We start from the raw sequence: 26,852 nt of genomic DNA, 5'->3' as shown, positions 1-26,852 counted from the left end.
GGATAAGATAGCGGACTGGCTCCGCGCAATCACACTTTTTATATGTCCCCCGACGAATACTGCCAACAAAAGACCGCACAAAGCGGCTCCAGCTTCTACTACAGCTTCCTGTTCCTGCCGCCGGAACGCCGGCGCGCGATCACGGCGCTGTACACGTTCTGCCGGGAAGTCGACGACACGGTCGACGAGACGACCGACCAATCGGTCGCGCGCATCAAGCTCGCCTGGTGGCGCAACGAGGTCGCCCAGGCGTATTCGGGCACGCCCACGCACCCGGTGATGCTCGCGCTGCAGCCGCACCTGCAGCCGTACGACCTGAAACAGGAACACCTGCAAGCCATCATCGACGGCATGGAGATGGACCTCGACCAGTCGCGCTACCTCGACTATCCGAACCTCAAGAAATACTGCTGGCACGTGGCGGGCGTCGTCGGGATCCTGTCGGCCAGCATCTTCGGCGTGACGAATCCGCAGACTCTGCAATATGCGGAAACGCTGGGCCTCGCCTTCCAGCTCACGAACATCATCCGCGACGTGGGCGAAGACGCGCGCAAGGGCCGCATCTACCTGCCGATCAGCGAACTGCAGCAGTTCAACGTGACTGCCGCCGACCTGCTGAACGCGCGCCACAGCGAAAAATTCGAGGCGCTGATGAAGTTCCAGGCCGACCGCGCCCAGGGCCTGTACGACGAAGCCTTCGCGCTGCTGCCCAGGGCGGACCGGCGCGCCCAGCGCCCGGGCCTCATGATGGCCGCCATCTACCGCACGCTGCTCGGCGAGATCGAGCGCGACGGCTTCCACGTCCTCAACCAGAAGATCTCCCTGACACCGCTGCGCAAGCTGTGGCTGGCCTGGAAGACGTATGTCCGCGGCTGAAAACCGCCGGGACGCAAGTCGCCCGGCCGCCGGCCGTCGGATCGCCGTCGTCGGCGGCGGCTGGGCAGGCTGCGCGGCGGCCGTCGCGCTGCTGGACGCCGGCTGCGACGTCACGCTGTTCGAAGCCGCGCGCACCCTGGGCGGCCGCGCGCGCGCCATCGAGACGAACGGGCGCCTGCTCGACAACGGCCAGCACATCATGCTGGGCGCCTACGCCGACACGCTGCGCCTGATGCGCCGCGTCGGCGTCGACCCGGACCAGGCCATGCTGCGGCTGCCGCTGCAGATGCGCTATCCCGCGGCGGACGACGGCATGGACTTCGTCGCCCCGCGCCTGCCGGCGCCGCTGCACATGCTCGTCGCGCTGCTGCGGGCGCGCGGCCTGGACCGGCACGACAAGCTGGCCCTCGCCCGCTTCACGACCAGCGCCCGCTGGATGGGCTGGCAGCTGTACACCGACTGCAGCGTGGCGGAACTGCTGGCGCGCTTCGACCAGACACCGCGCCTCGAGCGCCTGATGTGGCGCCCCCTGTGCCTGGCCGCGCTGAACACGCCGCCCGAGCGGGCGTCCGCCCAAGTGTTCCTGGCGGTGCTGCGCGACAGCCTCGGTGCGCACCGCGCCGCGTCCGACATGCTGATCCCGCGCGTGCTGCTCGACGCCGTGTTCCCGGAAGCGGCCCGCCGCCACCTCGATGGCCGCGGCGCCGCCGTGCGCACGGGCGCCCGCATCGACGCGCTGGAACCTGACGGCGGCGCATGGCGCCTGCGTTCCGGCGTCGATCACCATGCGTTCGACGGCGTCGTCCTCGCGGCCCCGCCGTGGCAGGCGGCGGCGCTGCTGCGGCCCCTGGATGGCGCGGCCGGCGTCGTGGCGCAACTGGATGCGCTGGCCTACGAACCCATCGCCACCGTCTACCTGCAGTACGCGCCCGGCGTGCGCCTGCCCTTGCCCTTTTGTGCGCTGGCCGATGCGCCGCTCGACGAGCGCTGGGGCCAGTTCGTGTTCGACCGCGGCCAGCTCGATCCCGGCCAGGATGGCCTGCTGGCCGTCGTGATCAGCGGCGCGGACCCCGCCGGCGCCATCGGCCAGGAGGCGCTGGCCGCCGCCGTCGCCGCGCAGCTGGCCGCATCGTTCGGGCAACCGGCGCTCGCAGCGCCGCTGTGGAGCCGGACGATCACGGAAAAACGCGCCACGTTCGCCTGCTCGCCCGCCCTGGCCCGTCCGGCCAACGCGACCGCCCTGCCAGGCCTGGCGCTGGCCGGCGACTACACGGCATCCGACTATCCCGCCACGCTGGAAGCGGCCGTGCGCAGCGGCGTCGCCGCGGCCAGCGTCATGACGGGGACGACGCCGCGATGACGGCGCGCCGATCGTCGCGCCGGGGTGCGCCCTGCCCCGCGAAATCCGCAGCCTGTCGCACAGCGGTGGCGCGCGCCGCCCGCGCTCCGTACAGTGGCAGCATCGAAACGAGTGTTGGCGGAAATGCAAATGAACATCCATCTCGGCTTGCGTACCCTTGCCCTGCTGGCCGTCGTGGCGGCCGCGACGATCATTCTGGTGCACCCCGGCGCGGCGGCCAGTCCGGCGCTGAACGCCATGCTGTCGTTCGGCCGCGGCTGATATCGCCCCGGAAGGAGTCCTGATGGGCAAACTGGAATACCTCGAGGCGCTCAAGCGGGCCATGCTCGGCCTGCCGCCCGACGTGCAGGCCAGGACGCTGGCCTATTACGAACAGCGCTTCGTGGACGGCGTCGCCGCCGGACAGGGCGAGCCGGACGTGGCGCGCGAGCTCGACGACCCGAAAAAGATCGCCATGACCCTGCGCGCGAACGCGCACCTGGACGCGTTCAGCACCAAGAAGAACCCCGCCAACCTGCTGCGCCTGATGGTGTCGGCTGTCGGGTTGGCCATCTTCAACCTGTTCATGCTCGTGCCGGCGCTGGTCTATTCGGCGCTGCTGCTCTGCCTGTACGTATGCGCGCTGACGTTCTACCTGGCCGGCATCGCCACCACCGCCAGCGGCCTCGCGGGCGCCAATGAACTCGTGCTGGACTGGCCGAGCCGCTTCGTCACCATCGACGACGACGGGCGCGGGCGCCAGATGCGCGTCGAGATCGGCGACCGCGGCATCCTCGTCAAGGAGGAGCGGCCGCAGGTCGCCGACCCGCTGCCGCCCGACGACACGGCCGATGCAGGCGCCGGCCACGGGCGCGCGCACTCGCGCGCCCTGCGCAGCGCCGAGGCACTCGCGGACAGCACGCTGCGCATCAGCACCGACATGGACGCGGAATCGCGCACGACGCAGACCCTGTTCGGCTGCGGCCTCGTGCTGGGCGGGATCGCGCTGTTCCTGTTGTCCCTCGTCGTGACGCGCTATACCTTCATCGGCCTGAAGCGCTACGTCCAGATGAACCGATCCCTGCTCAGGGGAAGCTGAGGACACGATGCGCGCTTTGCTCAAGATCGGTTTCAGCCTCCTGGTCCTCGCGTTCCTGCTGATCGGCGTGTCGTACAGCATGCTGCGCGCCCACGGCACGAACGGCCCGTCGACCCCGGGCAGCCGCCTCGTCGCCACCGAACGCCGCCCGTTCGACAAGGCCGTCGCCAAGGTCGACCTCTCCGGCCCCCTCAACCTCACGCTGCGCCAGGGCGCGACGCCTTCGCTCGAAGTGCGCGGCGAACAGCGGCTGCTGGCGAACATCGACACGAGCATCGACGGCGACGTGCTGCGCATCGGCCCGCGCGGCATCCTGCTGCGCCACCGCACGCCGATCGAGGTGACGGTCACGCTGCCGACGCTGGAATCGCTGAGCGTCAACGGCAGCGGCGAGCACACCGTCAGCGGCTTCGCCGGCGACCACCTGGACGTGGCGCTGGACGGTTCCGGCAATATGCGGTTCAACGGCCGCTACCGCGAAATCATGGCCGCCCTGCGCGGCAGCGGCGACCTCGAACTGACGGGCGGCACGAGCGACACGGTCGATGCCGCCGTGATCGGCACGGGACGCCTCACGCTCGTGGGCTCGAGCCGCGAACTGCACGCCGAGTCGCGCGGCTCGGGCGACCTGGACGCGCGCCACCTGCGCGCCGACGAGGTCGACCTGCTGCAACAGGGTTCCGGCGACAGCGCCGTGTATGCCCGCAAGCGCCTGCACGTCGAATTGTCCGGCAGCGGCGAAGCGCGCGTGTACGGCAATCCGGACGAACGCTCGGTCAGCCGGAAGGGGAGCGGGTCGGTCAGTTTCGACGATTGACGTCTTGATCGAGCCAGCCCAGCGCCGCCCGCCCCGCCGCGCGTCCGCTGCCGAAACAGGCCGTCAGCAGATAACCCCCGGTCGGCGCTTCCCAGTCGACCATCTCGCCGGCCACGAACACGCCGGGCACGCCGCGCAACATGGTCCCGCCCTCCAGTGCCTCCAAGCGCACACCGCCCGCGCTGCTGATCGCCTCGTCGATCGGACGCGGGCGCGCCAGCACGAGCGGCAAGGCCTTCAACGCCCGCGCCAGCTTCGCCGGGTCCGCGTAGTCGGCCTTGCTCAGGCACTCGTGCAGCAGGCCCGATTTCACGCCCTTGATGCCCAGGCGGCTCTGCAGATGGCTGGCCATCGAGCGCGTCCCGCGCGGGCGCGCGACCTCGTCGAGCACGCGCCGCGGATCGTGGTCGGGCAACAGGTCCAGCAGGACGGTCGCGCGGCCGTCGCGCGCGATGCGGTCGCGGATCGGTGCCGACAGCGCGTACACGAGGCTCCCTTCGATGCCCGTCTTCGTCACGACGAACTGTCCCTTGCGGAACGCGTCGCCCTCCAGCGCCAGCGCCACAGTGGTCAGCGGACTGCCCGCATGGCGCTCCGCGAAGTGCGCGCTCCAGTCGGCATCGAAGCCGCAGTTGGACGGCACCAGCGGCGCCACCTCGACGCCGCGTTGCGTCAGCAGCGGCGCCCAGGCGCCATCGGACCCGAGCCGCGCCCAGCTCGCGCCGCCCAGCGCCAGCACGGTCGCGGCGCCCGCCGTGTCCACGACCGACTCGCCCTCGGGCGTGGCGAACAGGAGTCCGCCATCGCGCCAGCCCAGCCACCGGTGCCGCATGTGGAACGCGACGCCGGTTTCGCGCAGCCGGTGCAGCCACGCGCGCAGCAGCGGCGCCGCCTTCATGTCGGCCGGGAACACGCGGCCGGACGTGCCGACGAAGGTATCGATCCCGAGGCCGTGGATCCACGCCCGCACCTGCTCGGGCGGGAACGCATCCAGCCAGGCTTGCACGGCGCCGGCGCGCACACCGTAGCGGGCGACGAACGCATCGTAGCCTTCCGCGTGCGTGATGTTCATGCCGCCCTTGCCGGCCAGGAGGAATTTGCGGCCGACGGACGGCATCGCGTCGTACAGGTCGACCCGCGCGCCGCCTGCGGCCAGCACTTCGGCCGCCATCAGGCCGGCGGGGCCGCCGCCGATGACGATGGCGTGGCGGGAACGTGCTTCGGTGCGGGACTCGGACATGGCGGCATCAAGGAAAACGGAGGCGAGCATTGTAGTCGAACGGGCGCCGAAAAAGGATGTAAAGGAAACTTGACATCGGCCCGGGGCACGTCTACGATGTAAAGCATACTTTACATGATGTTCTATCAAAAGGAGGTGTGCGATGCACGAGAAACGCGTGGCCCGGGCTTACCGGTTCGAGTTGTGGACGGCGATCGCCGTGTATGTCGTGCTGCTGGCAGGTTCCATCCGCTACGGCCGGCCGCTGGCCGACGGACCGCTGCGCACCATCGTCCTGCTGCTGCCCATGATCGGCTTCGGCCTGATGATCCGCGCCATCGCGCGCCACGTCGCGCGCATCGACGAATACCAGCGCCTGCGCCTGCTGGAAGGCGTCGCCCTCGCCTTCGCCATCACGGCCGCCGTCACGTTCAGCTACGGCTTCCTGGAGACGGCCGGCTTCCCCCGCCTGTCGATGTTCAGCGTGTGGATCGTGATGGGCGCGAGCTGGGGCCTCGTCAACATCGTGCGCGGCCTCGTCGCCCGCCGCACCGTCGAACCATGAAGAACGCCATCCGCGACCTGCGCGCGACGCGCGGCTGGAGCCAGGCGCACCTGGCCGAGCTGCTGGACGTCTCGCGCCAGACCGTCATCGCCATCGAGACGGGACGCTACGACCCGAGCCTGCCGCTGGCGTTCGCGCTGGCCAGGCTGTTCGGACAAACGATCGAAACCATTTTCTTCCCCGACCAGGAGACCGCATGACCCGCCTTCGCAACAAAGCCGCACTCGCCGCCGTTTTCGCCGCCCTCGTCGGCGGCGCCCTCCCCACGAGCCGCGCCGCCGATGCGGCCCCGGAACCGAACCGCTACGCCGCCGCCCTCGCGCCGGCCGAACGTTTCGAGGTGGCCGGCGTGCTCGTCGAACGCCATGGCGACAAGGGCCGGCCGCTGATCCTGATCCCGGGCCTCGCGAGCGGCAGCTGGGTGTGGCAAGACACCATCCGCGCCTTCTCTTCCGACCACGCCGTCTACGTGCTGACCTTGCCCGGCTTCGACGGCAGGCCAAAGGCCGGACCGGCGCCGTTCGCGGCGGCGCGCGCCGCGGTCGAGGAACTGATCGCGCGCCGCCGCCTCGACAGACCGGTCATCGTGGGCCACAGCCTGGGCGGCATCCTGGCCCTCGCCGTGGCCGAGGACAATCCGGCGCTCGTGGGCGGCATCGTCAGCATCGACGGCCTGCCCGTGATGCCCGGCACGGAAGACCTGCCGCCCGAACAGCGCGCGCAGTTCGCCGAGCGCACGCGCGCCCAGATCGGCAAGCAGCCGCCGGACCTGTTCGCCCAGCAGCAGCAAGCCTACATGCGGACGATCGGCGTGCTGGACATGTCCCGGGCCGACGCGCTGGCGCAGCTGACGGCGCGCAGCGATCCCGCCTCCGTCGGCGCCTGGGCCGCGGACGTGCTGACGCTGGACCTGCGGCCCGGCCTGAAGGCCATCCAGGCGCCGGTGCTGGCCATCGTGCCTTACCTGGACCTGGACAGCGCGCAGCAGGGCTTGACGCCCGCCGGCAAGGCGGACTACTACCGCGCGCTGATGGACGGCACGCCGAGGCTGCAGGTCGCGATCGTGGCGCCGGCCCGCCATTTCGCGATGTTCGACCAGCCCGACGCCGTCATCGCCGCGATCCGCACCTTCCTCGGAACCTTGTGACACACGCACGGCGGCGGCGCGCGGCGTAAAGCTTCCCCGCGCCGCCGCCGTCCGGTACAGTGCATCCCGGCGGCCGCGGCGCATCCCGCACGCGCCGCATGCACAACAACAGCCGGACCGCGCGATCCGCGGCGCCGATTCGTCAGCCCAAGGAGTCCCATGCATCCCGTACTCAAGACCACTTTCCCCATCCTGTTGCTGGCCGGCGCCGGCGCGCAGGCCGCGGCGCCCGCGGACGCGGCCCTGCCCGCGCGCCAGGCCGAGATCGACGCGATCGTGCGCGAGATCTCGCCGCAGCGGATCCACGCCTACGTCGACAAGCTGGTCGGCTTCGGCACGCGCCACACGATGTCCGGGACCGCGTCGGACACGCGCGGCATCGGCGCGGCGCGGCGCTGGATCAAGTCCGAGCTGGAACGCTGCGGCGCCGGCCGGCTGGACGTGCAGTTCCAGAGCCACGTGCACCCCGTCGACAAGCGGATCACGCGGCCGACCGAGATCGTCAACGTGGTGGCCACGCTGCCGGGCACACAGGCGGCGTCGAAGGACCGCTACTACGTCGTCAGCGGCCATTACGATTCGCGCGTGACCGACGTGATGAACGCCACGGCCGACGCGCCCGGCGCGAACGACGATGCGTCGGGCACGGCCGCCGTCATCGAAATGGCCTGCGTGATGGCGCGCCACGCATTCGACGCGTCGCTCGTGTTCATGACGGTCGCGGCGGAGGAACAGGGCCTGTACGGCTCCGGCGACTATGCGGCCAAGGCCAGGGCGGCCGGGATGAACATCGCCGGCATGCTGAACAACGACATCATCGGCAGCTCGCACGACGAACACGGCAAGCTGGATAACGCCGAGGTGCGCCTGTTCGCGGAAGGCGTGCCGCCCGTGAAGGAAACGACGCCGGCGCTGCGCACGTTGCTCCAGACCGGCGGCGAAAACGACTCGATCACGCGCCAGCTCGCGCGCCACGTCAAGGAAACGGGCGAGCGCTACGTCCCCGGCTTCAAGGTGAATATCATCTACCGGCGCGACCGCTACCTGCGCGGCGGCGACCACAGCCCGTTCCTGGACGCCGGCTACGCGGCCGTGCGCTTCACGGAACCGCACGAAGACTTCAATCACCAGCACCAGGACCTGCGCACGGAAAACGGCAAGAAGATCGGCGACCTGCCCGAGTACGTCGATCCGGACTACGTGGCGCAGGTGGCGCGCGTGAACGCCGCGTCGCTCGCCGCGCTCGCGCTGGCGCCGGCCGCGCCGCAGGAGGTCAGGGTCAGGACGGCGAACCTGGACAACGGCACCGACCTCGCGTGGAAGGCGAACACGGAGCCGGACCTGGCCGGCTACCGCATCGTGTGGCGCGACACGACGGCCCCGCTCTGGCAGGGCGCGAAGTTCGTCGGCAACGTGACGAACTACCGCCTCGACCTGTCGAAGGACAATCTGCTGTTCGGCGTGCAGGCCGTCGACAAGGACGGCAACGTCAGTCCGGCCACGTATCCGCTCCCCGCGCGCTGACCGCGCCGCGCCCCGTGCCATGCGGGGCGCATGCCGGGCGGCACCGCGCCGCCCCGGCTCCCTGCCCCGCCGTGCATGATCTGTCAAAAAACGCTAACGATCGCCCGGTGACGGCCGCGAGATTCGCGGCGCCGCAGCAAACGCGAACCGGGCGCACATCAGATCCAGCGCAAGGAGCAGCGACTCCCGCGCGCGATACTGCCTCCCTGGCCGCTTGATTCTTCCTGCATTTTTTATGCTGCGACGCACGGTTTTTTATTGCAATATTTTCTTGACAAGCCTACGGCTGAGCCTATTCTTATACGCACAACATAATGTGAAATCGCGAACGATGTACGCCTCAGGCGGTCGTCAAGAGGGGTCCACGATTCGTCCGGTAGTCCGTAATATCATCTTGGAGGATGTTTATGTCGGTATTGACGCGTAGGACATTGCTGGTCGGAATCGCGGCCAGCCCGCTCTTGCTGCACGCTGCATGGGCCCAGCCCACGAATCTCAAGATTTCCCATCAATTCCCCGGTGGCAGCGTGGCCGAAGGCGATTTCCGCGACCGCCTGTGCCGCATGTTCGCCACCGAGACGGAACGGCGGACCAAGGGACGCGTCAAATTCTCGATCTACCCGCACTCCTCGCTGATGAAGAGCGAAGCCCAGATTCCCGCGCTGGCGAAAGGCGCGCTCGACATCTCGCTCGTGCCGCTGTCGTACGCCGGCGCCGACCTGCCCGAAGTGAACATCGGCCTCATGCCGGGCCTCGTCACGTCGTACGAACAGGGCTATGCCTGGAAAAACGAAGAAATCGGCACGGAATTCAAGCGGGTGCTGGCCGACAAGGGCCTCATCCTGCTGAGCTGGATCTGGCAGGCGGGCGGCATGGCGTCGCGCGGCAAGCCGATCGTCGACCCGGAAGACGCGGCGGGCCTCCGGGTGCGCGGCGGCTCGCCCGAAATGGACATGATCCTCAAGGAAGCTGGCGCCAACGTCGTGTCGATGCCGTCGAACGACATCCGCGGCGCGCTCGAAAAAGGCCAGCTCGACGCGGCCATGACGTCGTCCTCGTCGCTGATCTCGTTCCGCCTGGACGAAGTCAGCAAGTCCGTCACGACGGCGCGCGGCGGCACCTACTGGTTCATGCTGGAGCCCCTGATCATGTCGCGCGCCGCCTTCGACCGGCTGCCGCGCGACCAGCAGGCCGTGCTGCTCTCGGTGGGCGCCGACCTGGAAGCGTTCGCGCGCAAATCGGCCCAGATGGACGATGCGGCCGTGGCCGCGCTGTTCCAGGGCGCCGGCGGCCGCACGGTGGACCTGAACGGCGACTCGCTGCGCAAGTGGCAGGACCTCGCGCGCGCGACCGCGTGGCGCGACTACGCCGAGCGCAATGCGGATTGCGCGAAGCTGCTGGCGCTGGCGGAGAAGACGATCGTCTGATCGACAACGTCACTCGACACGTCGTCCCCGCGCAGGCGGGGACCCAAGTGAAGCCGGCAGTACTGCGCACCTCACGGCAACGCTGCGTAAATTGGGTTCCCGCCTACGCGCACTGCTGTCCGGAATAATTTGAGGGGAAATCGCTGAAGGTGTTGCAGGGACTGGTTTACGGGCGTATACCCGAGTCGCCAAACTCAAAAAACCAAAACCCCGCAACATGTTCAGCATAGCTACCTTTCAGGAATTATTAAAGGGCCTGCCCCGCTCGGAGTTCGATCGGCTGGTAAAAAGGCACAAGGCCGACAAGTACTCTAAAAAGTTCGGACACTGGCAGCACCTGATCGCAATGATGTACGGGCAGCTCAGTGAAGCGCCGGGCTTGCGGGCGCTGGAGACGGGCTTTAATCATCACCGCTCTCACCATTACCATTTGGGCGCCGGGATGATCAAACGTACGACGCTGGCCGATGCGAACGCCAGGCGCTCCGATACCGTGTTCAGTGACGTCGCCAATTGGCTGATGGGACAGGTGTCGCGTCAGTTGCGCAGCGATAGTGCTGAATTGATGTATCTGCTCGACTCGACGTCGTTGACGCTCAAGGGACGGGAATTCGAGCGTTGGACACAAGAAAACCGCACCCGCAACACCCAGGGTATCAAGGTCCATGTCCTGCTCGATGCCGAGACCCGGACGCCAGACTGGATTTCGTTCAGCGCGGCCAACGTGAACGACGTAGAGAAAGCCTGGAGCGTACCGCTGGTTCGGGGCGCCCTTTACGTCTTCGACAAAGGCTACTGCGACTACGCCTGGTGGAACGCCATCAGTCAGGCTGGGGCGCAGTTCGTTACCCGGTTCAAACGCAATGCCGGCCTACAGATAATCGAAGAAAGAAGCATTCCCGCCGAAGCCGCCGGGGTCGTGCTCAATGATGAAATCGTCCGGCTCAAACATAAGCGTCCCGGAGGACGAGGCAACCCGTACCTGGCATCGCTACGGCGTATCACAATCGCTCGCCCGGAAAAGGACACGCCGCTTGTCCTGGCCACCAACGATCTGGACAGCGCCGCGTTCGAGATCGCCCAGCGTTACAAGGAGCGCTGGGGAATCGAGCTGTTTTTCAAGTGGATCAAGCAGCACCTGAAAATCAAAAAATTCCTCGGGCGGAGCGAAAACGCAGTGCGCATCCAGGTGCTTACAGCGTTGATCAGCTATTTGCTCGTGGCGCTCTACAAGCAGCGGCACTCGCTCAAGATCAGTCTCTGGGACTGTCTCGTGCTGATACGCGCCACCTTGTTTCAGCGCCCCGAGATCGAAGCTTCCCGCTATCGACAACGACGGCGACTTCAGCAAGAAATGGCAGAGCTCCAGCTGAGCCTCATCTGATGAAACTGTCAAGAATTTTATTCCGGACAGCAGTGCGCCTACGCGGGAACGACGGGGTGCTGTATACCCCTCGGCGGCGCTGCATAAATTGGGTTCCCGCCTGCGCGGGAACGACGGGGTGGGTGCTGCACACCCCTCGGCAACGCTGCGCAAATTGGGTTCCCGCCTGCGCGGGAACGACGGGGTGCTGCGTACCCCTCGGCAACGCTGCGCAAGTGGGTTCCGCCTACACGGGAACGACGGACTACGGCACGCCCGCGGCAGTGCCATGTAACTCGGGTTCAGCCGCCGGTCACCGGCGGGAAAAACGCCACTTCGCCGCCTTCGGCGATGGCCGTTCCCGGCTCGCACATCATCTGATTGAACGCCATGCGCAGCGCGCGCTCGTGCGCGAGCGCAGCGGCCCACGCGCCGCCACGGGCGATCAGGAAGTCACGCACGGCGCCCACCGTCGCCACGCTTGCCGGCAGGTCGACGGTCTCGCCCGGGCTGCCCACGGCTTCGCGCACGCTGGCAAAGAATCGCAGATTGATCTTCATGGTCGTCTTTCAGTACTGCAGCGCGCTGAACGGGATGAAGCGCACGATGTCGCCCCGCGCGATCGCCTGGCCCGGCGGATTGTCGATCAAGCCGTCCGCCCACACGGTCGACGTGAGCACGCCCGAACCCTGGTTCGGAAACAGGTCGAGGCCGCCGGCGTCGTTGATGCGGGCGCGCAGGAATTCGTTGCGGCGGTCCGGCTTCGGCCAGTCGAAGTCCGCGCGCAGCGGGATCGTGCGCGGTTCGACGGCGCCCGTCACGCCCTGCAGGCGCAGCAGGAACGGCCGCACGAACAGCAGGAAGGTGATGAAGCTGGACACCGGATTCCCGGGCAGGCCCAGGAAGAACGCATGGCCGTTGCCGTCGGCGCGGCGCACCTCGCCGAACGCGAGCGGCTTGCCCGGCTTGACGGCGATCTGCCACATGTTCAACCGCCCTTCCGCTTCCACGGCCGGCTTGATGTGGTCTTCCTCGCCGACGGACACCCCGCCCGACGTGATGATCAGGTCGTGCTGCGCGGCGGCGGCGCGCAAGGTGTCACGCGTGGCCTCCAGCGAATCGGGCACGATGCCATAGTCGGCGATGTCGCAACCGAGGTTTTCCAGCAGCCCGCGCAAGGTGAAGCGGTTCGAATTGTAGATGGCGCCCGGCTTCAGGGCTTCGCCCGGCATCGCCAGCTCGTCGCCCGTGAAGAACACGGCCACGCGCAGGCGCCTGCGCACGGGCAGGCGCGCGAGGCCAACCGAGCTTGCGAGGCCGAGTTCCTGGCCGCGCAGCCGCGTGCCGGCCGGCAGGATCACGGCACCGGCCACGATGTCCTCGCCGGCGCGGCGGATCCATTCGCCCGGCTGCGGCGCGTGCTTCACGGTGACCTGGTCGCCGTCCGCTTCGCACTGCTCCTGCATCACGACGGCATCCGCGCCCGCCGGAATCAGGGCGCCCGTGAAGATGCGCGCCGCGGTGCCCGGCTCGAGCGGCTGGCCGACCGTGCCCGCCGGGATGCGCTGGGCGATGCGCAACGTGGCCGCCCCGCTCGCACAGTCGTGGGAGCGCACCGCGTAGCCATCCATCTGCGTGTTGTCGGCGGACGGCACGTTCAGCCCCGACACCTGGTCGGCCGCCAGCACGCGGCCGTTGGCGGCCAGCGTGTCGACTTCCTCCACGCCGTCCACGACGCGCGCCGCGGCCAGCAGGAAGTCGAGCGCCGCGCGCACCGGCATCAAGGGCTTGCGCGCAAGGTGGACAGCCTGCGGATTCACTTGGCCAGTCCCGTGTGCGCCGCGATGAATTCCTTCATCTGGGCGACGTTCGCATGCATCACGACGAAGCGCTGCGGCAGCGTCTCGATGTCCTCGAAACCGGCAGGACGCTCGGCGTCGGTGCCCAGCGCCTCCAGGATGGTCTCGTTGAACTTGGCGGCCAGCGCCGTCTCCAGCACGATCATCGGCACGCCCGGCTCCACGTGCTCGCGCGCGACCTTGATGCCGTCCGCGGTGTGCGTGTCGATGGTGATGCCGTAGTCGTCGGCCATGTCGCGGATCGTCGCGAGGCGGTCTTCGTGCGTCGAGCAGCCGGACTGGAAGCCGTAGTTCGCGACCAGCCGGAATTCGTCGCCGTCGCAGCCCGGGCCGCCGGACAGGTCGAAGCCGCCGTGCGTCTCGACCTTGCGGAACAGCGCGTGCGTCCGATCCGCGTCGCGGCCGACGAGGTCGTACACGAAGCGTTCGAAGTTCGACGCCTTCGAGATGTCCATCGACGGGCTCGACGTGTGATAGGTCTCGGCCGACTTGCGCACGCGGTACACGCCGGTACGGAAGAATTCGTCCAGCACATTGTTCTCGTTGGTCGCGACGACCAGCTTCGCGATCGGCAGGCCCATCATGCGGGCGATGTGGCCGGCGCAGATATTGCCGAAGTTGCCCGACGGGACCGTGAACGACACCTTCTGGTCGTTCGACGTCGTGGCCGCCAGGTAGCCGCGGAAGTAGTACACGACCTGCGCCACGACGCGCGCCCAGTTGATCGAATTGACGGTGCCGATCTTGTGGCGGACCTTGAATTCGAGGTCGTTCGAGACGGCCTTGACCATGTCCTGGCAATCGTCGAACACGCCTTCGACGGCGATGTTGAAGATGTTCGGGTCCTGCAGGCTGAACATCTGCGCCGTCTGGAATGCGCTCATCTTCTTGTGCGGCGACAGCATGAACACGCGGATGCCGCGCTTGCCGCGCATCGCGTATTCCGCCGCGCTGCCCGTGTCTCCGGACGTGGCGCCGAAGATGTTCAGCTCGTCGCCGTTCTTCGCCAGCGCGTATTCGAACAGGTTGCCCAGCAACTGCATCGCCATGTCCTTGAAGGCCAGCGTGGGGCCGTTCGACAGGGCTTGCAGGATCAGGGTGCGGTCCGGGCTTTGCTCCAGCACGCGCAGCGGCGTGATCTCGGTGGCGGATTCGTCGGCGCGCGCGTTCTTGTACACGTCGGCCGTGTAGGTCTTCGCGGTCAGCGCCTTGAGGTCGGCGTCCGGGATGTCGGTGGCGAACTTGCGCAGGATCTCGTAGGCCAGTTCGGCATACGACAGCTTGCGCCAGGCATCGAGTTCGGCGCCGGTGACCTGCGGGTAATCGGCCGGCAGGTACAGCCCGCCGTCCGGCGCCAGGCCGCCCAGCAGGATGTCGGAAAAGGATTGGGGATTACGTGCTGCGGACGCGCTCGTCGCGCGGGTGGACACATATTGCATACGGTAGAAAAGATCGGAGTTGGCTGGCGTTGGATATTTATTATAGTCTGGACCGGGCAATATTGTCTTTTTGCCGAATATTGTTCACGCAATTCGCGCATCGGCGATGTATTTCAGGCGTCGTGGGCACGGGGTGCCCACCCTACGGCAGGAAATTGCCGGGACCATCGAACATCGTAGGGTGGGCGGCCCCCGCCCACGCGACGGCAGGCCATCGCCAGGAGCATCGAACAACGTAGGGTGGGCGCCCCCCGCCCACGCGACGGCAGACCATCACCGGGTGCATCGAATAGCCTTGGGTGGGCGCCCCCCCGCCCGATCAGCACGCCGCGTGGTTGACCGTCACAACGTGAATGGCCAGTCCGCCCAGCGACGTCTCCTTGTACTTGGCCTGCATGTCGAAACCCGTCTGCCGCATCGTCTCGATGACGTCGTCCAGGCTGACGAAGTGGGTGCCGTCGCCCTTCAGCGCCAGCGACGCCGCCGTGATGGCCTTGATGGCCCCCATGCCGTTGCGCTCGATGCACGGGATCTGCACGAGGCCGCCGATCGGGTCGCAGGTCATGCCCAGGTGGTGTTCGATGCCGATCTCGGCCGCGTTCTCGATCTGGCCGTTGGACCCGCCCAGCGCCGCCACGAGTCCCGCCGCCGCCATGGCGCACGCGACGCCGACCTCGCCCTGGCACCCGATCTCGGCCCCGGAAATGGATGCGTTTTTCTTGCACAGCATGCCGATGGCCGCCGCCGTCAGCAGGAAGTCGTGGATACCGCGCCGCGCGTCGGTCGGGCGGCAATCCTCGGCGTAGTAGCGCAGCACGGCCGGGATGATGCCGGCCGCGCCGTTCGTGGGCGCCGTCACGACGCGCCCGCCCGCCGCATTCTCTTCGTTGACGGCCATCGCGTACAGGCTGACCTGGTTGACGGCATCGTGCGGCAGGTGGTTCGCCGCGTTGCGGGCTTCCCGTTCCTGGCGCCACAGCTTGGCCGCGCGGCGCTTGACGTTCAGCCCGCCCGGCAGCTCGCCTTCCGTGACGAGACCGTGCGCGATACAGCCGCGCATCACCTCCCAGATGCGGTCGATGCCGGCATCGAGCGCGTCGTTCGACATGCGCGCGCATTCGTTAGCGCGCAGCATCGCGGGAATCGTCAGGCCCTGCCGGCTGCCGTGCTCGAGCAGGTCGCGCATCGTGTCGAACGGGAACGGGATGGGCGCCGCCTCGCGCGTCGCCTGGGTTTCGCCCGGCGCCGTGATGAAGCCGCCGCCGATCGAATAAAAGATGCGCTCGATGACGCTGCCGTCCGCCAGTTTCAGCACGAAGCGCATGCCGTTCGGGTGGTCGGGCAAGGTGGACTGCTTGTGCCAGACGAGGCCCGTACGGCTGGAAAACGGCACGGGTTGCGCGCCGAGCAGGTTCAGCACGCCGTCCAGCTCGGCCTCGGCGAGCTTGTCGTCGACGGTGTCCGGGTCGACGTCCTGCGGGGTCTCGCCCATCAGGCCGAGGATCACGGCCTTGTCGGTGGCGTGGCCGACGCCCGTCAGCGCCAGCGAGCCGTACAGATGGGCTTCCACGCCGACCGCATTGTCCAGCGGACCGCATTCGACGAGGAAGCGCCGCGCCGCCGCCATCGGGCCGACCGTGTGCGAACTCGATGGGCCGATGCCGATCTTGAAAACGTCAAATACGCTCATGTCCATGAGCTGTCTCCTGGTTTTACTTGTTGATGGGCTGATCGGCGTTTCGTGGACACCGCCCCACTACGTCGTTCCCGCGGTGGCGGGAACCCAATCTTGCGTGCGTTGCCGCTGCGGCTGGAAATCAGATTCCCGCCTGCGCGGCAACGACGGTCTTTCCACGCGTTCCACTTGTGGTGAATGCGCGCAGCGCTTTCATTCGGAAATCACGCCGCCTTGCTCATGCCCACGTCGACGTTGGCCAGCATGTCCGCGACCATCTCGTCGACGCCGATGCGCGCCTGCCAGCCCCAGTCCGCACTCGCGCGGCTGTCGTCGAGGCTCTTCGGCCAGGAATCGGCGATCTGCTGGCGGCTGTCCGGCTTGTACGCGATACGGAACGCGGGCACCTTCTTCTGGATCGCCGCCGCCAGTTCGCGCGGATTGAAGGAGACGCCCGCCACGTTGTACGAGGAGCGGATGGCGACCTGCTCCGCGGGCGCGTCCATCAGCTCGACGGTGGCGCGGATCGCGTCCGGCATGTAGATCATCGGCAGCGTCGTTTCCGGGCCGAGGAAGCAGTCATAGGTCTCGCCGCGCAGCGCCGCGTGGAAGATCGCGATCGCGTAGTCGGTCGTGCCGCCGCCGGGCGGCGACTTGTAGCTGATGATGCCGGGGTAGCGGATGCTGCGCACGTCGACGCCGTATTTCGCGTGGTAGTACTCGCACAGGCGCTCGCCGGCCAGCTTGCTGATGCCGTAGATCGACGTCGGGTCCATGACCGCGTACTGCGGCGTGGACTCGGCCGGCGTGTTCGGGCCGAACGCGGCGATCGACGACGGCCAGAACACCTTCAGCGGCTTGCCCGCGTCGCCCCGCTCGCGCGCGATCTCGAGGATGTTCAGCAGGCCGTCCATGTTCAGCTTCCAGGCCTTCAACGGCGCCTTCTCGCCCGTCGCCGACAGCAGCGCCGCCAGCTGGTAGACCTGGGTGACGCCTTCGTCGGCGATCAGCCGCGCCACCGCGTCCTGGTCGAGCACGTCGACGCGCACGTAGCGCGCCGCGCCGTACAGGTTGTCGGTGCCGATGTCGGCGGCGATCACGTTGGCCGCGCCGTGCTGCTGCGCGAGGGCGGTCACCAGTTCACTGCCGATCTGGCCGTTGGCGCCGATGATGAGGATGCGTTCCATGCTTGTTGTCCTTGCTCTTTTGCGGCTTCGTGAGCCTGTTTCCGGCGCGCCGCTTCGTGGGCGGCGCCGTCCGGCCGATCGGTGATCCCGTCCGCCGCTCACGCGGCCTTGATGATGCCCAGTTCGCGCCCGGCCTGCTCGAAGGCGGCCAGCACCTTGTCAAGCTGCTCGCGGGTGTGCGCGGCCGACAGCTGCACGCGCACGCGCGCCTGGCCCATCGGCACCACCGGGTAGAAGAAGCCCGACAGCAGCACGCCCAGTTCGAACATGCGCGCCGCGAATTTCTGTGCCACCGGCGCGTCGAACAGCATCACCGGCACCACCGGGTGCGTGCCCGGCTTGATCGTGAAGCCGATGCGCTCGATCTCGCGGCGGAAGTATGCGGTGTTTTCATGCAGGCGGTCGCGCAGTTCGGTCGACTTGCCGATGCGCTCCAGCACGGCCAGCGAGGCGCCGGCGATCATCGGCGCCAGCGTGTTCGAGAACAGGTAGGGCCGGGATTTCTGGCGCAGCGTCTCGATGACTTCGCGGCGGCCGGACGTGAAGCCGCCCATCGCGCCGCCCAGCGCCTTGCCGAGCGTGCCCGTGATGATGTCGATCTTGCCGATCACGCCGCAGTGCTCGTGCGTGCCGCGGCCCGTCCGGCCCATGAAGCCCGACGCGTGCGATTCGTCGATCATCGTCAGCGCGCCGTATTTCTGCGCCAGTTCGACGATCCGGTCCAGCTGCGCGATCGTGCCGTCCATCGAGAACACGCCGTCCGTGACGATGATCTTGTGGCGCTTGCCGGCGCTCGTCGCGGCCTGCAGCTGCGTTTCCAGGTCCGCCATGTCGTTGTTGGCATAGCGGTAGCGTGCGGCCTTGCACAGGCGGACGCCGTCGATGATCGACGCGTGGTTCAGCGCGTCCGAGATGATGGCGTCGTTCTCGTCGAACAGCGGCTCGAACACGCCGCCGTTGGCGTCGAAGGCGGCGGCGTACAGGATCGTGTCTTCCGTGCCGAGGAATTCGGACAGCTTCTTCTCCAGCTCCTTGTGCACCGTCTGCGTGCCGCAGATGAAGCGCACGGACGACAGGCCGTAGCCGTATTTCTGCAGTGCCGCCTCGGCCGCCTTTTGCGTGTCCGGGTCGCCCGACAGGCCGAGGTAGTTGTTGGCGCACATATTGATCAGCGTGCGGCCGTCCGCGGCGACCACTTCGGCGCCCTGGCGCGATGCGAGCACGCGTTCGGGCTTGAACAGGCCTTCGGTCTTGAGCGTGTCGAGTTTCTGCTGCAGGCCGCTATAGAATGCTGGGTCGCTCATGTTTCCTCGTCCTTGTCGGTTGGCGAATGGTATAGTGTGGATTCGTTCGATGTATGGAACTTGTTCTATATTTCGAACAGAATTTCAATATATTGAATATTACTCCCGGCCATTGAACTTGGCAAGCAAGCTCCATGAACAAAACGGTCACCACCAGCGCCCCTCCCGAAGTCGGGGCCACCCTGCAGCGCATGCGCCTCGCGCGCGGCCTTACCCTGGAAGACCTGTCGCGCATCGCCGGCGTCTCCAAATCGATGCTGTCGCAGATCGAACGCGAAAAGGCCAATCCCACCATCGCCATCACGTGGCGCCTGGCCAATGCGCTCGGCGTGCAGATCGGCGAACTGCTGTCGTCCGAGGTGCGCGCCGTCGACCTGATCCGTGTCGTCGACGCCCACGAGATCCCCACCCTGCCCGGCAGCCACGCGGGCTACTCGCTGCGCATCCTGGGACCGATGGACCTTGCCGGCAAGTACGAATGGTATGAGCTGACGTTGCAGCCGGGCGGCGAACTGGCATCGCAGGCCCACGATCCGGGTACGAACGAGCACTTGACTGTGGTAACTGGGACGGTGGAACTGGAGGTCGGGGCCGAGAAGCGAAAAATCAAGCACGGCGCGACGGCGCGTTATCCGGCCGACCAGAATCATGTCATCCGGAATGCCGGGAAGACCGAGGCGAAGGCGTTGCTGGTGGTCGTGCACCGTTAGGAACCGGCAAACAAAAACCCCCGCTCGGGGCGGGGGTCGTCATGCGCGGTGCGCGGTGCGCAGGCTTACAGCGGCGGCTGCAGGCCGTTCTGGTAGGCCGCCCCGACGATTTCGATCGCACGGCGCGCTTCCACGCAGAACGCGCGGAACAGGCGGGCAATGGTGCTCTCGGTGGCGATCCGGCTCGTGGTCGTGTTCGTGGTGTAGGCGTTCATGTCAACTCCGTCGTCGATTCGTTCAGTGATGCTTGCAGTTTACGGCGACGCCAGATATAAATCCAATTTCCATTTCCGATCTCCGCAATACGTTTTCCTGATTTCTCACCCACGGCCATATCACGGCCGGCAACAACCGGGATCACCACGGCTTATATCCCGCCGCGCCGCGGTCACGCGGCGCGGCGCTCCGGCCCCGCGTACAGCCGGGCGTCCCGCCACTGGCGCCGCATGTCGATCGCGCTCTCGATCTGCGCCTGCGACAGGCGGCGCGCGACGATGGCCTTGCCGGCGCTGGCGGCCGCGTCGCCGGCATCCGCCGCCAGCAACATCCACATATAGGAGCGCACGGTGTCGCGCGCGACGCCGCGGCCGCTGTTGTACATGCCGCCCAGGTTGTATTGCGCCAGCGCATGGCCCTGCTCGGCCGCCAGGCGATACCAGTACACGGCCTGCTCGTCGTCCTGCGGCACCCCCTGCCCGTTCGCGAGCATGACACCGAGGTTGTTCTGGGCGCTCGCGTCGCCCTGCTCGGCCGCGCGGCGATACCATTCGGCTGCCTGCGCCTCGTCGCGCCGCACGCCCTGCCCGTTCGCATACATCACGCCGAGCGTGAACTGGGCCTTGGCGGCGCCCTGCTCGGCCGCGCGCCGGTACCAGTACAGCGCCCGCTCGGGGTCGGGCGCGACGCCCCGCCCGTAGGCGTACCGGTGGCCGAGGTTGACCTGGGCCGGCACGTGCCCCTGCTCGGCCGCCGCCAGCGTCCAGGCCAGCGCCGCGCCGTCCCGGGGCGCACCGTGCGCACCGTGCGCGGCCCCGGCGCCCTTGCCGTGCGCGCCGGCGAGGGCGTCGGCATCGGCCGCACCCAGCAACTGGGCGAGGCTGAACTGCGCTTCCGCATCGCCCTGCTCGGCCGCGCATTCGAGCCATGCCTGCGCGCCCAGCGTGTCGGCCGGCGCGCCGCGTCCCGCCAGGTACGACAGGCCCAGCAGCCGCTGCGCGGGCGCATGGCCGCGCGCGGCGGCGCGCCGGAACCAGTACAGCGCCTCCGGCTCGCTCGGCGCCACGCCCTGGCCGCGCCGGTACATCAGGCCGAGGCAGACTTCGGCTTCGGCATCGTCCAGCAGCGCCGCCTTGCGGAACCACGCCATCGCGAGCGGCTGGCTGCGCGCGACGCCTTCGCCGTCCAGGTAGCAGGCGGCGAGCAGCCGCTGGGCACTGGGCAGTTCCTGCTCGGCCGCCTTGTAATACCAGGCGACGGCCAGGGCCGGATCGCGCGGCACGCCCCGCCCGGTCCGGTACAGGTCGCCGAGGTTCTGCTGCGCCGACGCGTCGCCCTGGGCGGCGGCCAGGCGGAACCAGTACGCCGCCTCGTGGTCGGACTGCGCCACGCCACGCCCCTGGAAATACATGCTGCCCAGGTGGTTCTGGGCGAACACGAGACCCTTGCGGGCGGCCCGCTCCAGCCACCGGCAGGCCGCGACGTCGTCCTGCGGCGCGCCGTCGCCGTCCTTGTACATCATGCCGAGATTGAACTGCGCATAGGGGTTCCCGCGCGCGGCGGCGCGGGCGAACCAGGCGAGCGCGCCGGCGCGCGGAAGGGACTCGTGACTGTGCATGCGGTTGCTCCTCACGGCAAGCGTGGCCGGCCCCACGCGCGCGCCGCGGGTTATCCGGCCGCCCGCGCAGGGAGTCAAAGAATTGCCAAAAGTGTAATGATGCGATGCATCATGGATTTGACTTGCGCCAACGTGAAGGGGATGGACGGGCGCGAAAACGACGTCGGCGCGACGGGTCGGCCGACAAGTCCAGTGGCACGCTACGAAGACGTGCTGACTGCAGGAAATAATGCGGGAGGATGCCGCCGCTCAGGCCGACACGCGCCGCCCGGCCGCGTACACGCCCATGAAGGCGCCGACCTTCGCCGCGGCAACCCGGTTGAGCGACACCAGCAGGTCCGGATCGACTGCGCGCAGGCCGTAGGCGTCGCCCAGGTGGCGGCCGATGTGCAGCAGCAGCGCGGCCGCGACTTCGGCGTCGGCCTCGGCGCGGTGGGCGCGGCTGTTGAACGCGATGCCGAGCGCATGCGCCAGCTGGCCCAGCTTGTAGCTCGGCAGGCCCGGGAACACGCGGCGCGACAGCTTCAGCGAGCACACGAGGCCGCCGTGACGGCAGCCGTGGCCCAGCATCGCGCCCTCGGCCTTGAGGAATTTTTCGTCGAAGCTGGCATTGTGCGCGGCCAGGACGTCGCCGCCGATGAAGTCGATGAGCGCCGGCACGACCTCGGCCGCCGGCGGCGCGCCGTCGACCATCGCCTGCGTGATGCCCGTGAGCTGGGTGATGAACGATGGCACGCGCACGCCGCAATTCACGAGCGAGACGTAGCGCTCGACGACCTGGCCGTCCGCGATGCGCAGGGCCGCCACTTCCGTGATGCGGTCGCCGCCGTCGGGCGACAGGCCGGTGGTCTCGAAGTCGAGCATGACGATGGGGCGTTCGAACAAGGTGCTTCCTTTCCGTTTGAAATCAGCCGAACTTGCGGGCGGCGTCGATGGCCAGGCCGGCGCCGATGCTGCCGAACAGGTCGCCCTCGACGCGGCGCGCATCGGGGACGGTGGCGGCGATCCGCTCGCGCAGGCTCGCCACGCCGCTGGAGCCGCCCGTGAAGAACACGGTGTCGACGCGCTCCGGCGCGATCCCCGCTTCGTCCAGCAGCCGCTGCACCGTCGCGCCCACGCTGTCGATCATGCCGCCGATCGACGCCGTGAACAGGTCGCGCCCCACGCGCAGCACCTCGGGCGGGGCGAGCCGGTCGAGGTCGAGGTCGACCTCCGGCGTGTCCGACAGGGCGATCTTCGCCTCCTCCACGCGCATCGCCAGCCAGTGGCCGGCGCGCTCGTCGATCAGGCGCTGCAGGCGCTTGAGCTTGTCCGGCTCGGCCGCGTCGCGCACGAGGTCGGCCAGCTGCACGATGCTCTTGCGCGTGTAGGCCTGGTTGATCGTATGCCACGTCGCCAGGTTGAAGTAATAGCTCGACGGCACGGCGGCGCCCGACAGCAGCGCGCTGCCGTGGCCCAGCAGCGGCATGACGGCCGCCAGGCTGAGGTATTTGTCGAAGTCCGTGCCGCCGATGTGCACGCCGCCGGTGGCGAGGATGTCGTCGCGGCGGTCGGTGCGGCTGGTCCGCGCCGGCCCCAGGCGCACGAGCGAAAAGTCGGACGTACCGCCGCCGATGTCGGCGATCAGCACCAGTTCCTCGCGCTCGATGCGGGATTCGTAGTCGAACGCGGCGGCGATCGGTTCGTACTGGAAGCCGATGTCGCGGAAACCCACGGAACGGGCGATGTCGGCCAGCGTGTCCTCGGCCAGGCGGTCCGCGTCGGGATCGTCGTCGACAAAATACACGGGCCGGCCGAATACGGCGCAGTCGAAGGCGCGCCCCGCCTCGCGCTCGGCGCGCCGCTTGACCTCGCCGATGAAGTGGCCCAGCAGTTGACGGAACGGCAACGAACGGCCCGCCACCTCCGTCTGGCCTTCCATCAGGCTCGTGCCCAGCAGGCTCTTCAGCGACCGCATCAGGCGCCCCTCGTAGCCTTCCAGGTAGTCCGCCAGCGCCGCACGGCCATAGCGCACCTGCTCGTCGTCGGCATTGAAGAACACGACGGACGGCAGGGTGGACTTGCCGTCCTCGAGGGGCAGCAGCGTGGGCTGGCCGGGCCGCACCCAGCCGACTGTGGAGTTGGACGTGCCGAAATCGACGCCGCAAGCGTTCGCCATGGAAGTCTTTCGATGAAAAGGGGCGGAATGTTACCAGATTCCGGCCGGCGCGGCACCTGTGGCCGGCTCGCGCATTGGCATGGAACCAACGCCGGGCCGGGTTGTCTCATGCAGACCACTGCGCTGCGCGCGCCGGCGCCAACCCGACACGGAGAACCCATGCCCACCACGGCCGGCAGTTCCGATTTCGCCCCCGGCGGCACCCATGCCGGCGCGCACGTCCACCCCCACGGCTGGCGCCGCTGGCTGCTCGCCACGAATCACAAGGACATCGGCACCCTGTACCTCTGGTTCGCGCTCGTCATGTTCATGGCCGGCGGGGTGCTGGCGCTGCTGATCCGCCTCGAGCTGTTCCAGCCCGGCATCCAGTTCTTCGAGCCCGAACTGTACAACCAGTTCGTCACCCTGCACGGCCTCGTGATGATCTTCGGCGCCATCATGCCCGCCTTCGTCGGCTTCGCCAACTGGATGGTGCCGCTGCAGGTGGGCGCGGCCGACATGGCGTTCGCCCGCATGAACAATTTCTCGTTCTGGCTGCTGGCGCCCGCCGCCCTGCTGCTGCTCGGCGCCTTCTTCGTGCCCGGCGGCGCGCCCGCGTCCGGATGGACGATGTACCCGCCGCTGTCGGTCCAGATGGGCCCCGGCATGGACATGACCATCTTCGCCGTCCACCTGATGGGCGTGTCGTCCATCATGGGCGCCATCAACATCGTGACGACGATCCTGAACCTGCGCGCGCCCGGCATGTCGCTGATGAAGATGCCGATGTTCTGCTGGACCTGGCTGATCACGGCCTACCTCCTGATCGCCGTGATGCCCGTGCTGGCGACGGCCGTCACGATGATCCTCACCGACCGCCATTTCGGCACCACCTTCTTCAACGCGGCCGGCGGCGGCGACCCCGTCATGTTCCAGCACGTCTTCTGGTTCTTCGGCCACCCCGAGGTCTACATCATGATCCTGCCCGGCTTCGGCATCATCTCCCAGGTGATTCCCGCGTTCGCGCGCAAGCCCCTGTTCGGCTATGCGTCGATGGTGTACGCCACGGCCGCCATCGCCATCATCTCGTTCATCGTGTGGGCGCACCACATGTTCACGACCGGCATGCCCGTCACCGGCCAGCTGTTCTTCATGTACGCGACGATGCTCGTGGCCGTGCCGACCGGCGTGAAGGTGTTCAACTGGGTCGCGACGATGTGGAAGGGCTCGCTCAGTTTCGAAACGCCGATGCTGTTCGCCGTCGGCTTCATCTGGGTCTTCACGATCGGCGGCTTCACGGGGCTCATCCTCTCCGTGGCGCCCGTCGACATCCAGATGCAGGATACTTACTACGTGGTCGCGCACTTCCATTATGTGCTGGTGGCGGGGTCGCTGTTCGCCCTGTTCGCCGGCTATTACTATTGGGCGCCGAAATGGACGGGACACATGATCGACGAACGGCGGGGACGATTCCATTTCTGGAACTCGCTCGTCTGGGTCAACGTGACCTTCTTCCCGATGCATTTCCTCGGGCTGGCCGGCATGCCGCGCCGCTATGCCGACTATCCCGTCCAGTTCACCGACTTCCACGCCCTGACGTCGGCCGGCGCCTTCCTGTTCGGGCTCTCCCAGGTGTACTGGCTGTTCCGGGTCGTGATCCCGAACGTCCGCGGCGGGCCGCCCGCGCCGCCCAAGCCCTGGGAGGGAGCGGAAGGCCTCGAATGGACCGTGCCGAGCCCGGCGCCGTTTCACACCTTCGAGACGCCGCCGCTCGTCAAGTGATCCCGCGGGGCCCGCCATGACGCGCGAATGGACATTGCGGCGCAACTGCTCGCTGTCCCCGCGCCAGGTCGCACGCGCCTATGCCGTGCTGTGCGTCGGCTCGCTCGCCGTCGCCGTCGGCTTCCTGGTCCACGGCATCTGGTGCGTACTCGCATTTTCCCTGCTCGAACTGGCGCTCGTCGGTCTCGCCATGCTGGTCCATGCGCGCCATGCGACCGACCACGAGCGCATCGCGCTGTCCGAATCCGGCCTGCTCGTCACATGCGTGCAGGCCGACAGGCGCGAACTCGTCCGGCTCGATCCGCTGTGGACCCGCGTCGTCGTGCCGGACGAACGCCCGCGCGCGCTCATCCGGCTGGAATCGCGCGGCGTCAAGGTCGAGATCGGCCGCTTCGTCGACGACAGCCGGCGCCGCCAGGTGGCCGGCGAGCTGCGCCAGGCGCTGCGCAGCGTGTCCGCGATGCGCTAGCTGTGAAGTTGCAAGAGGTTGTTTCGGTTGGTTGAGAGCCTGGACATCGGTGCTTTGCCGCCGATGCCTTGGTGCGGGCGATGCCAGTTGTAGTGATGGATCCAGTCGCGCAGCATGTTGGCGCGCTCGCTTGAGGTCTTGTAGACGAAGCCGTAAGCCCATTCACGCAGCGCTGACTGGATGAAGCGCTCGGCCTTGCCGTTGGTCTGTGGCCGGTAGGGCTTGGTAAAGCGATGCTTCAGTTCCAGGCCTGCGCAAATCCGGCCAAAGCTCTTTGCCCGGAAAGGTGAGCCGTTATCGGTCAGTAGACGTTTGGGCCTGACCCCCAGCGAGCAGTAATACGCGTGGGCGTTGGCCAGGAAGCGACAGGCGCTTTCCTGCGATTCGTCAGGATACAGCTCGGTGTACGCGATACGCGCATGGTCATCGACTGCCACGAACAGCACTTCCCATCCGGCACCACGGCTGCGATCACGCCGGTCGCCGGTGGCGCGATGTCCGGTCTTTTCGATACGCCCAAGTTTCTTCGTGTCGATATGGATAAGATCACCCGGCTTTTCATGTTCATAACGCTGCACCGGCTCGGCCGGCTCCAGATCGGACAGTCGCGCCAGCCCAGCGCGCGCCAACACCCGGCTCACGGTCGCTTTCGATAGCGCCAGATACTCGGCGATGCGTGCCTGCGTCAACCGTTTCTTGCGCAGTTCGACGATCGTCAGCGCCTTCGATTCGTCGATGGCACGTGGGCTGTGATTCGGACGCGATGAACGATCGGTCAATCCAGCCTTGCCTTCAGCCAGAAACCGTCCCACCCACTTGCGCACAGTCGGGGCGCTGACGCCGTATAGCTGCGCCACGTGACAGGCCGGCAGGCGGGCCTTGAGGACGTCTTGGACCATTTCGACTCGACGAACGAAGGTCAATCGGGCATTCTTATGGATGTTCATTCGGTTGGCTTCCTTGAGAACTGGGGGTTTGGCGATTTCCAGTTTCTCAATTCCAATCCGAATGAACAACCTATTGAAACATCACAGCTAGCGGAGCGCCAGCCTGCCCGACTGAGCCGTGTAAGCCGCGTCC

26 protein-coding genes are annotated in these 26,852 nt (G+C 67.6%); 14 read left to right on the top strand and 12 right to left on the bottom strand.

Translation table 11 applies throughout. The annotated features are described in order from the left end of the window. The first annotated feature begins 42 nt into the window (after positions 1-42). From hpnD to ACEN9Q_RS10180, 5 genes are all read left to right on the top strand, one after another. Entirely contained in the window at positions 43-876 is an 834-nt protein-coding gene (gene hpnD, locus ACEN9Q_RS10200; protein WP_495628302.1) for a presqualene diphosphate synthase HpnD, read from the top strand. Then, positions 863-2,236, top strand: a complete 1,374-nt coding sequence (gene hpnE / locus ACEN9Q_RS10195; RefSeq protein WP_495628301.1) for a hydroxysqualene dehydroxylase HpnE — start codon at positions 863-865, stop codon at positions 2,234-2,236. Before hpnD ends, hpnE begins: the two co-directional genes overlap by 14 nt. A 129-nt stretch (positions 2,237-2,365) precedes the next feature. Further along, positions 2,366-2,497: a hypothetical protein gene (locus ACEN9Q_RS10190; protein WP_267874963.1), complete on the top strand. Its 132-nt coding sequence runs from the start codon at positions 2,366-2,368 to the stop codon at positions 2,495-2,497. 22 nt (positions 2,498-2,519) lie between these two features. Continuing rightward, a complete protein-coding gene (locus tag ACEN9Q_RS10185; RefSeq protein WP_495628300.1) occupies positions 2,520-3,314 on the top strand; it encodes a DUF1700 domain-containing protein in 795 nt (264 codons plus the stop codon). 7 nt (positions 3,315-3,321) lie between these two features. Continuing rightward, entirely contained in the window at positions 3,322-4,131 is an 810-nt protein-coding gene (locus tag ACEN9Q_RS10180; RefSeq protein WP_495628299.1) for a head GIN domain-containing protein, read from the top strand. Here the strand turns inward: ACEN9Q_RS10180 and ACEN9Q_RS10175 are convergent. After that, complete coding sequence (locus ACEN9Q_RS10175; protein WP_495628298.1) at positions 4,115-5,371, bottom strand: TIGR03862 family flavoprotein; 1,257 nt, start codon at positions 5,369-5,371, stop codon at positions 4,115-4,117. The genes ACEN9Q_RS10180 and ACEN9Q_RS10175 overlap by 17 nt on opposite strands. Positions 5,372-5,513: 142 nt before the next feature. Here ACEN9Q_RS10175 and ACEN9Q_RS10170 point away from each other — a divergent pair, with 142 nt between their 5' ends. The 6 genes from ACEN9Q_RS10170 to ACEN9Q_RS10145 all read left to right on the top strand — a co-directional run bounded on the left by ACEN9Q_RS10170 (position 5,514) and on the right by ACEN9Q_RS10145 (position 11,397). Beyond that, positions 5,514-5,915 carry a hypothetical protein gene (locus ACEN9Q_RS10170; protein WP_495628297.1) on the top strand — a complete coding sequence of 134 codons (402 nt, stop codon included), beginning with the start codon at positions 5,514-5,516 and terminating at the stop codon, positions 5,913-5,915. After that, on the top strand, positions 5,912-6,115 hold the full coding sequence (locus ACEN9Q_RS10165; RefSeq protein ID WP_056446414.1) for a helix-turn-helix transcriptional regulator: 204 nt from the start codon (positions 5,912-5,914) through the stop codon (positions 6,113-6,115). Before ACEN9Q_RS10170 ends, ACEN9Q_RS10165 begins: the two co-directional genes overlap by 4 nt. After that, positions 6,112-7,062 (top strand): alpha/beta fold hydrolase, encoded by a 951-nt coding sequence (locus ACEN9Q_RS10160; RefSeq protein WP_495628296.1) that lies wholly within the window; start codon positions 6,112-6,114, stop codon positions 7,060-7,062. The genes ACEN9Q_RS10165 and ACEN9Q_RS10160 overlap by 4 nt, the downstream gene beginning before the upstream one ends. 159 nt (positions 7,063-7,221) lie before the next feature. After that, complete coding sequence (locus ACEN9Q_RS10155; protein WP_495628295.1) at positions 7,222-8,586, top strand: M28 family peptidase; 1,365 nt, start codon at positions 7,222-7,224, stop codon at positions 8,584-8,586. Positions 8,587-8,993: 407 nt separating this feature from the next. Further along, positions 8,994-10,013 carry a TRAP transporter substrate-binding protein DctP gene (dctP, locus tag ACEN9Q_RS10150; RefSeq protein WP_495628294.1) on the top strand — a complete coding sequence of 340 codons (1,020 nt, stop codon included), beginning with the start codon at positions 8,994-8,996 and terminating at the stop codon, positions 10,011-10,013. Between the two features lie 217 nt (positions 10,014-10,230). Further along, a complete protein-coding gene (locus ACEN9Q_RS10145) occupies positions 10,231-11,397 on the top strand; it encodes an IS4 family transposase (protein ID WP_495626177.1) in 1,167 nt (388 codons plus the stop codon). Between the two features lie 281 nt (positions 11,398-11,678). Here ACEN9Q_RS10145 and moaD read toward each other — a convergent pair whose 3' ends face one another. The 6 genes from moaD to kbl form a co-directional block, all read right to left on the bottom strand. Further along, positions 11,679-11,936, bottom strand: coding sequence for a molybdopterin converting factor subunit 1 (gene moaD / locus ACEN9Q_RS10140; RefSeq protein ID WP_056446402.1), 258 nt, complete (start codon positions 11,934-11,936; stop codon positions 11,679-11,681). A 9-nt stretch (positions 11,937-11,945) separates the two neighbouring features. After that, positions 11,946-13,157: a molybdopterin molybdotransferase MoeA gene (locus ACEN9Q_RS10135; protein WP_495628933.1), complete on the bottom strand. Its 1,212-nt coding sequence runs from the start codon at positions 13,155-13,157 to the stop codon at positions 11,946-11,948. Positions 13,158-13,192: 35 nt separating this feature from the next. Beyond that, positions 13,193-14,674, bottom strand: coding sequence for a threonine synthase (gene thrC, locus ACEN9Q_RS10130; protein WP_495628293.1), 1,482 nt, complete (start codon positions 14,672-14,674; stop codon positions 13,193-13,195). Between the two features lie 319 nt (positions 14,675-14,993). Further along, positions 14,994-16,370, bottom strand: coding sequence for an L-serine ammonia-lyase (locus ACEN9Q_RS10125; RefSeq protein ID WP_495628292.1), 1,377 nt, complete (start codon positions 16,368-16,370; stop codon positions 14,994-14,996). Between the two features lie 203 nt (positions 16,371-16,573). Then, entirely contained in the window at positions 16,574-17,536 is a 963-nt protein-coding gene (locus ACEN9Q_RS10120) for an NAD-dependent epimerase/dehydratase family protein (protein ID WP_495628291.1), read from the bottom strand. A gap of 98 nt (positions 17,537-17,634) precedes the next feature. Further along, positions 17,635-18,840 carry a glycine C-acetyltransferase gene (kbl, locus tag ACEN9Q_RS10115; RefSeq protein ID WP_056446390.1) on the bottom strand — a complete coding sequence of 402 codons (1,206 nt, stop codon included), beginning with the start codon at positions 18,838-18,840 and terminating at the stop codon, positions 17,635-17,637. Positions 18,841-18,974: 134 nt separating this feature from the next. Between kbl and ACEN9Q_RS10110 the strand changes: the two genes are divergently transcribed. After that, positions 18,975-19,550, top strand: coding sequence for a helix-turn-helix domain-containing protein (locus tag ACEN9Q_RS10110; RefSeq protein WP_322400209.1), 576 nt, complete (start codon positions 18,975-18,977; stop codon positions 19,548-19,550). Between the two features lie 65 nt (positions 19,551-19,615). Here ACEN9Q_RS10110 and ACEN9Q_RS10105 read toward each other — a convergent pair whose 3' ends face one another. The 4 genes from ACEN9Q_RS10105 to ACEN9Q_RS10090 all read right to left on the bottom strand — a co-directional run bounded on the left by ACEN9Q_RS10105 (position 19,616) and on the right by ACEN9Q_RS10090 (position 23,542). Then, positions 19,616-19,765 carry a hypothetical protein gene (locus ACEN9Q_RS10105; RefSeq protein ID WP_157202031.1) on the bottom strand — a complete coding sequence of 50 codons (150 nt, stop codon included), beginning with the start codon at positions 19,763-19,765 and terminating at the stop codon, positions 19,616-19,618. Between the two features lie 173 nt (positions 19,766-19,938). Next, positions 19,939-21,384 carry a tetratricopeptide repeat protein gene (locus ACEN9Q_RS10100; RefSeq protein ID WP_495628290.1) on the bottom strand — a complete coding sequence of 482 codons (1,446 nt, stop codon included), beginning with the start codon at positions 21,382-21,384 and terminating at the stop codon, positions 19,939-19,941. 249 nt (positions 21,385-21,633) lie between these two features. Then, a complete protein-coding gene (locus tag ACEN9Q_RS10095) occupies positions 21,634-22,269 on the bottom strand; it encodes a 3'-5' exonuclease (protein ID WP_495628289.1) in 636 nt (211 codons plus the stop codon). A gap of 22 nt (positions 22,270-22,291) precedes the next feature. Continuing rightward, on the bottom strand, positions 22,292-23,542 hold the full coding sequence (locus ACEN9Q_RS10090) for an Hsp70 family protein (protein WP_495628288.1): 1,251 nt from the start codon (positions 23,540-23,542) through the stop codon (positions 22,292-22,294). A gap of 159 nt (positions 23,543-23,701) precedes the next feature. Between ACEN9Q_RS10090 and ctaD the strand changes: the two genes are divergently transcribed. Both ctaD and ACEN9Q_RS10080 read left to right on the top strand, forming a co-directional pair. Next, positions 23,702-25,303, top strand: coding sequence for a cytochrome c oxidase subunit I (gene ctaD, locus ACEN9Q_RS10085; RefSeq protein WP_056446376.1), 1,602 nt, complete (start codon positions 23,702-23,704; stop codon positions 25,301-25,303). A 16-nt stretch (positions 25,304-25,319) separates the two neighbouring features. After that, positions 25,320-25,772: a DUF2244 domain-containing protein gene (locus ACEN9Q_RS10080; protein ID WP_056446373.1), complete on the top strand. Its 453-nt coding sequence runs from the start codon at positions 25,320-25,322 to the stop codon at positions 25,770-25,772. Here the strand turns inward: ACEN9Q_RS10080 and ACEN9Q_RS10075 are convergent. After that, entirely contained in the window at positions 25,769-26,719 is a 951-nt protein-coding gene (locus tag ACEN9Q_RS10075) for an IS481 family transposase (RefSeq protein ID WP_495628287.1), read from the bottom strand. The genes ACEN9Q_RS10080 and ACEN9Q_RS10075 overlap by 4 nt on opposite strands. Positions 26,720-26,852: the final 133 nt, after the last annotated feature.

It is taken from the genome of Massilia sp. Masssp93, from assembly GCF_059491295.1.
This window is presented reverse-complemented; position numbering and strand designations above follow the sequence as displayed.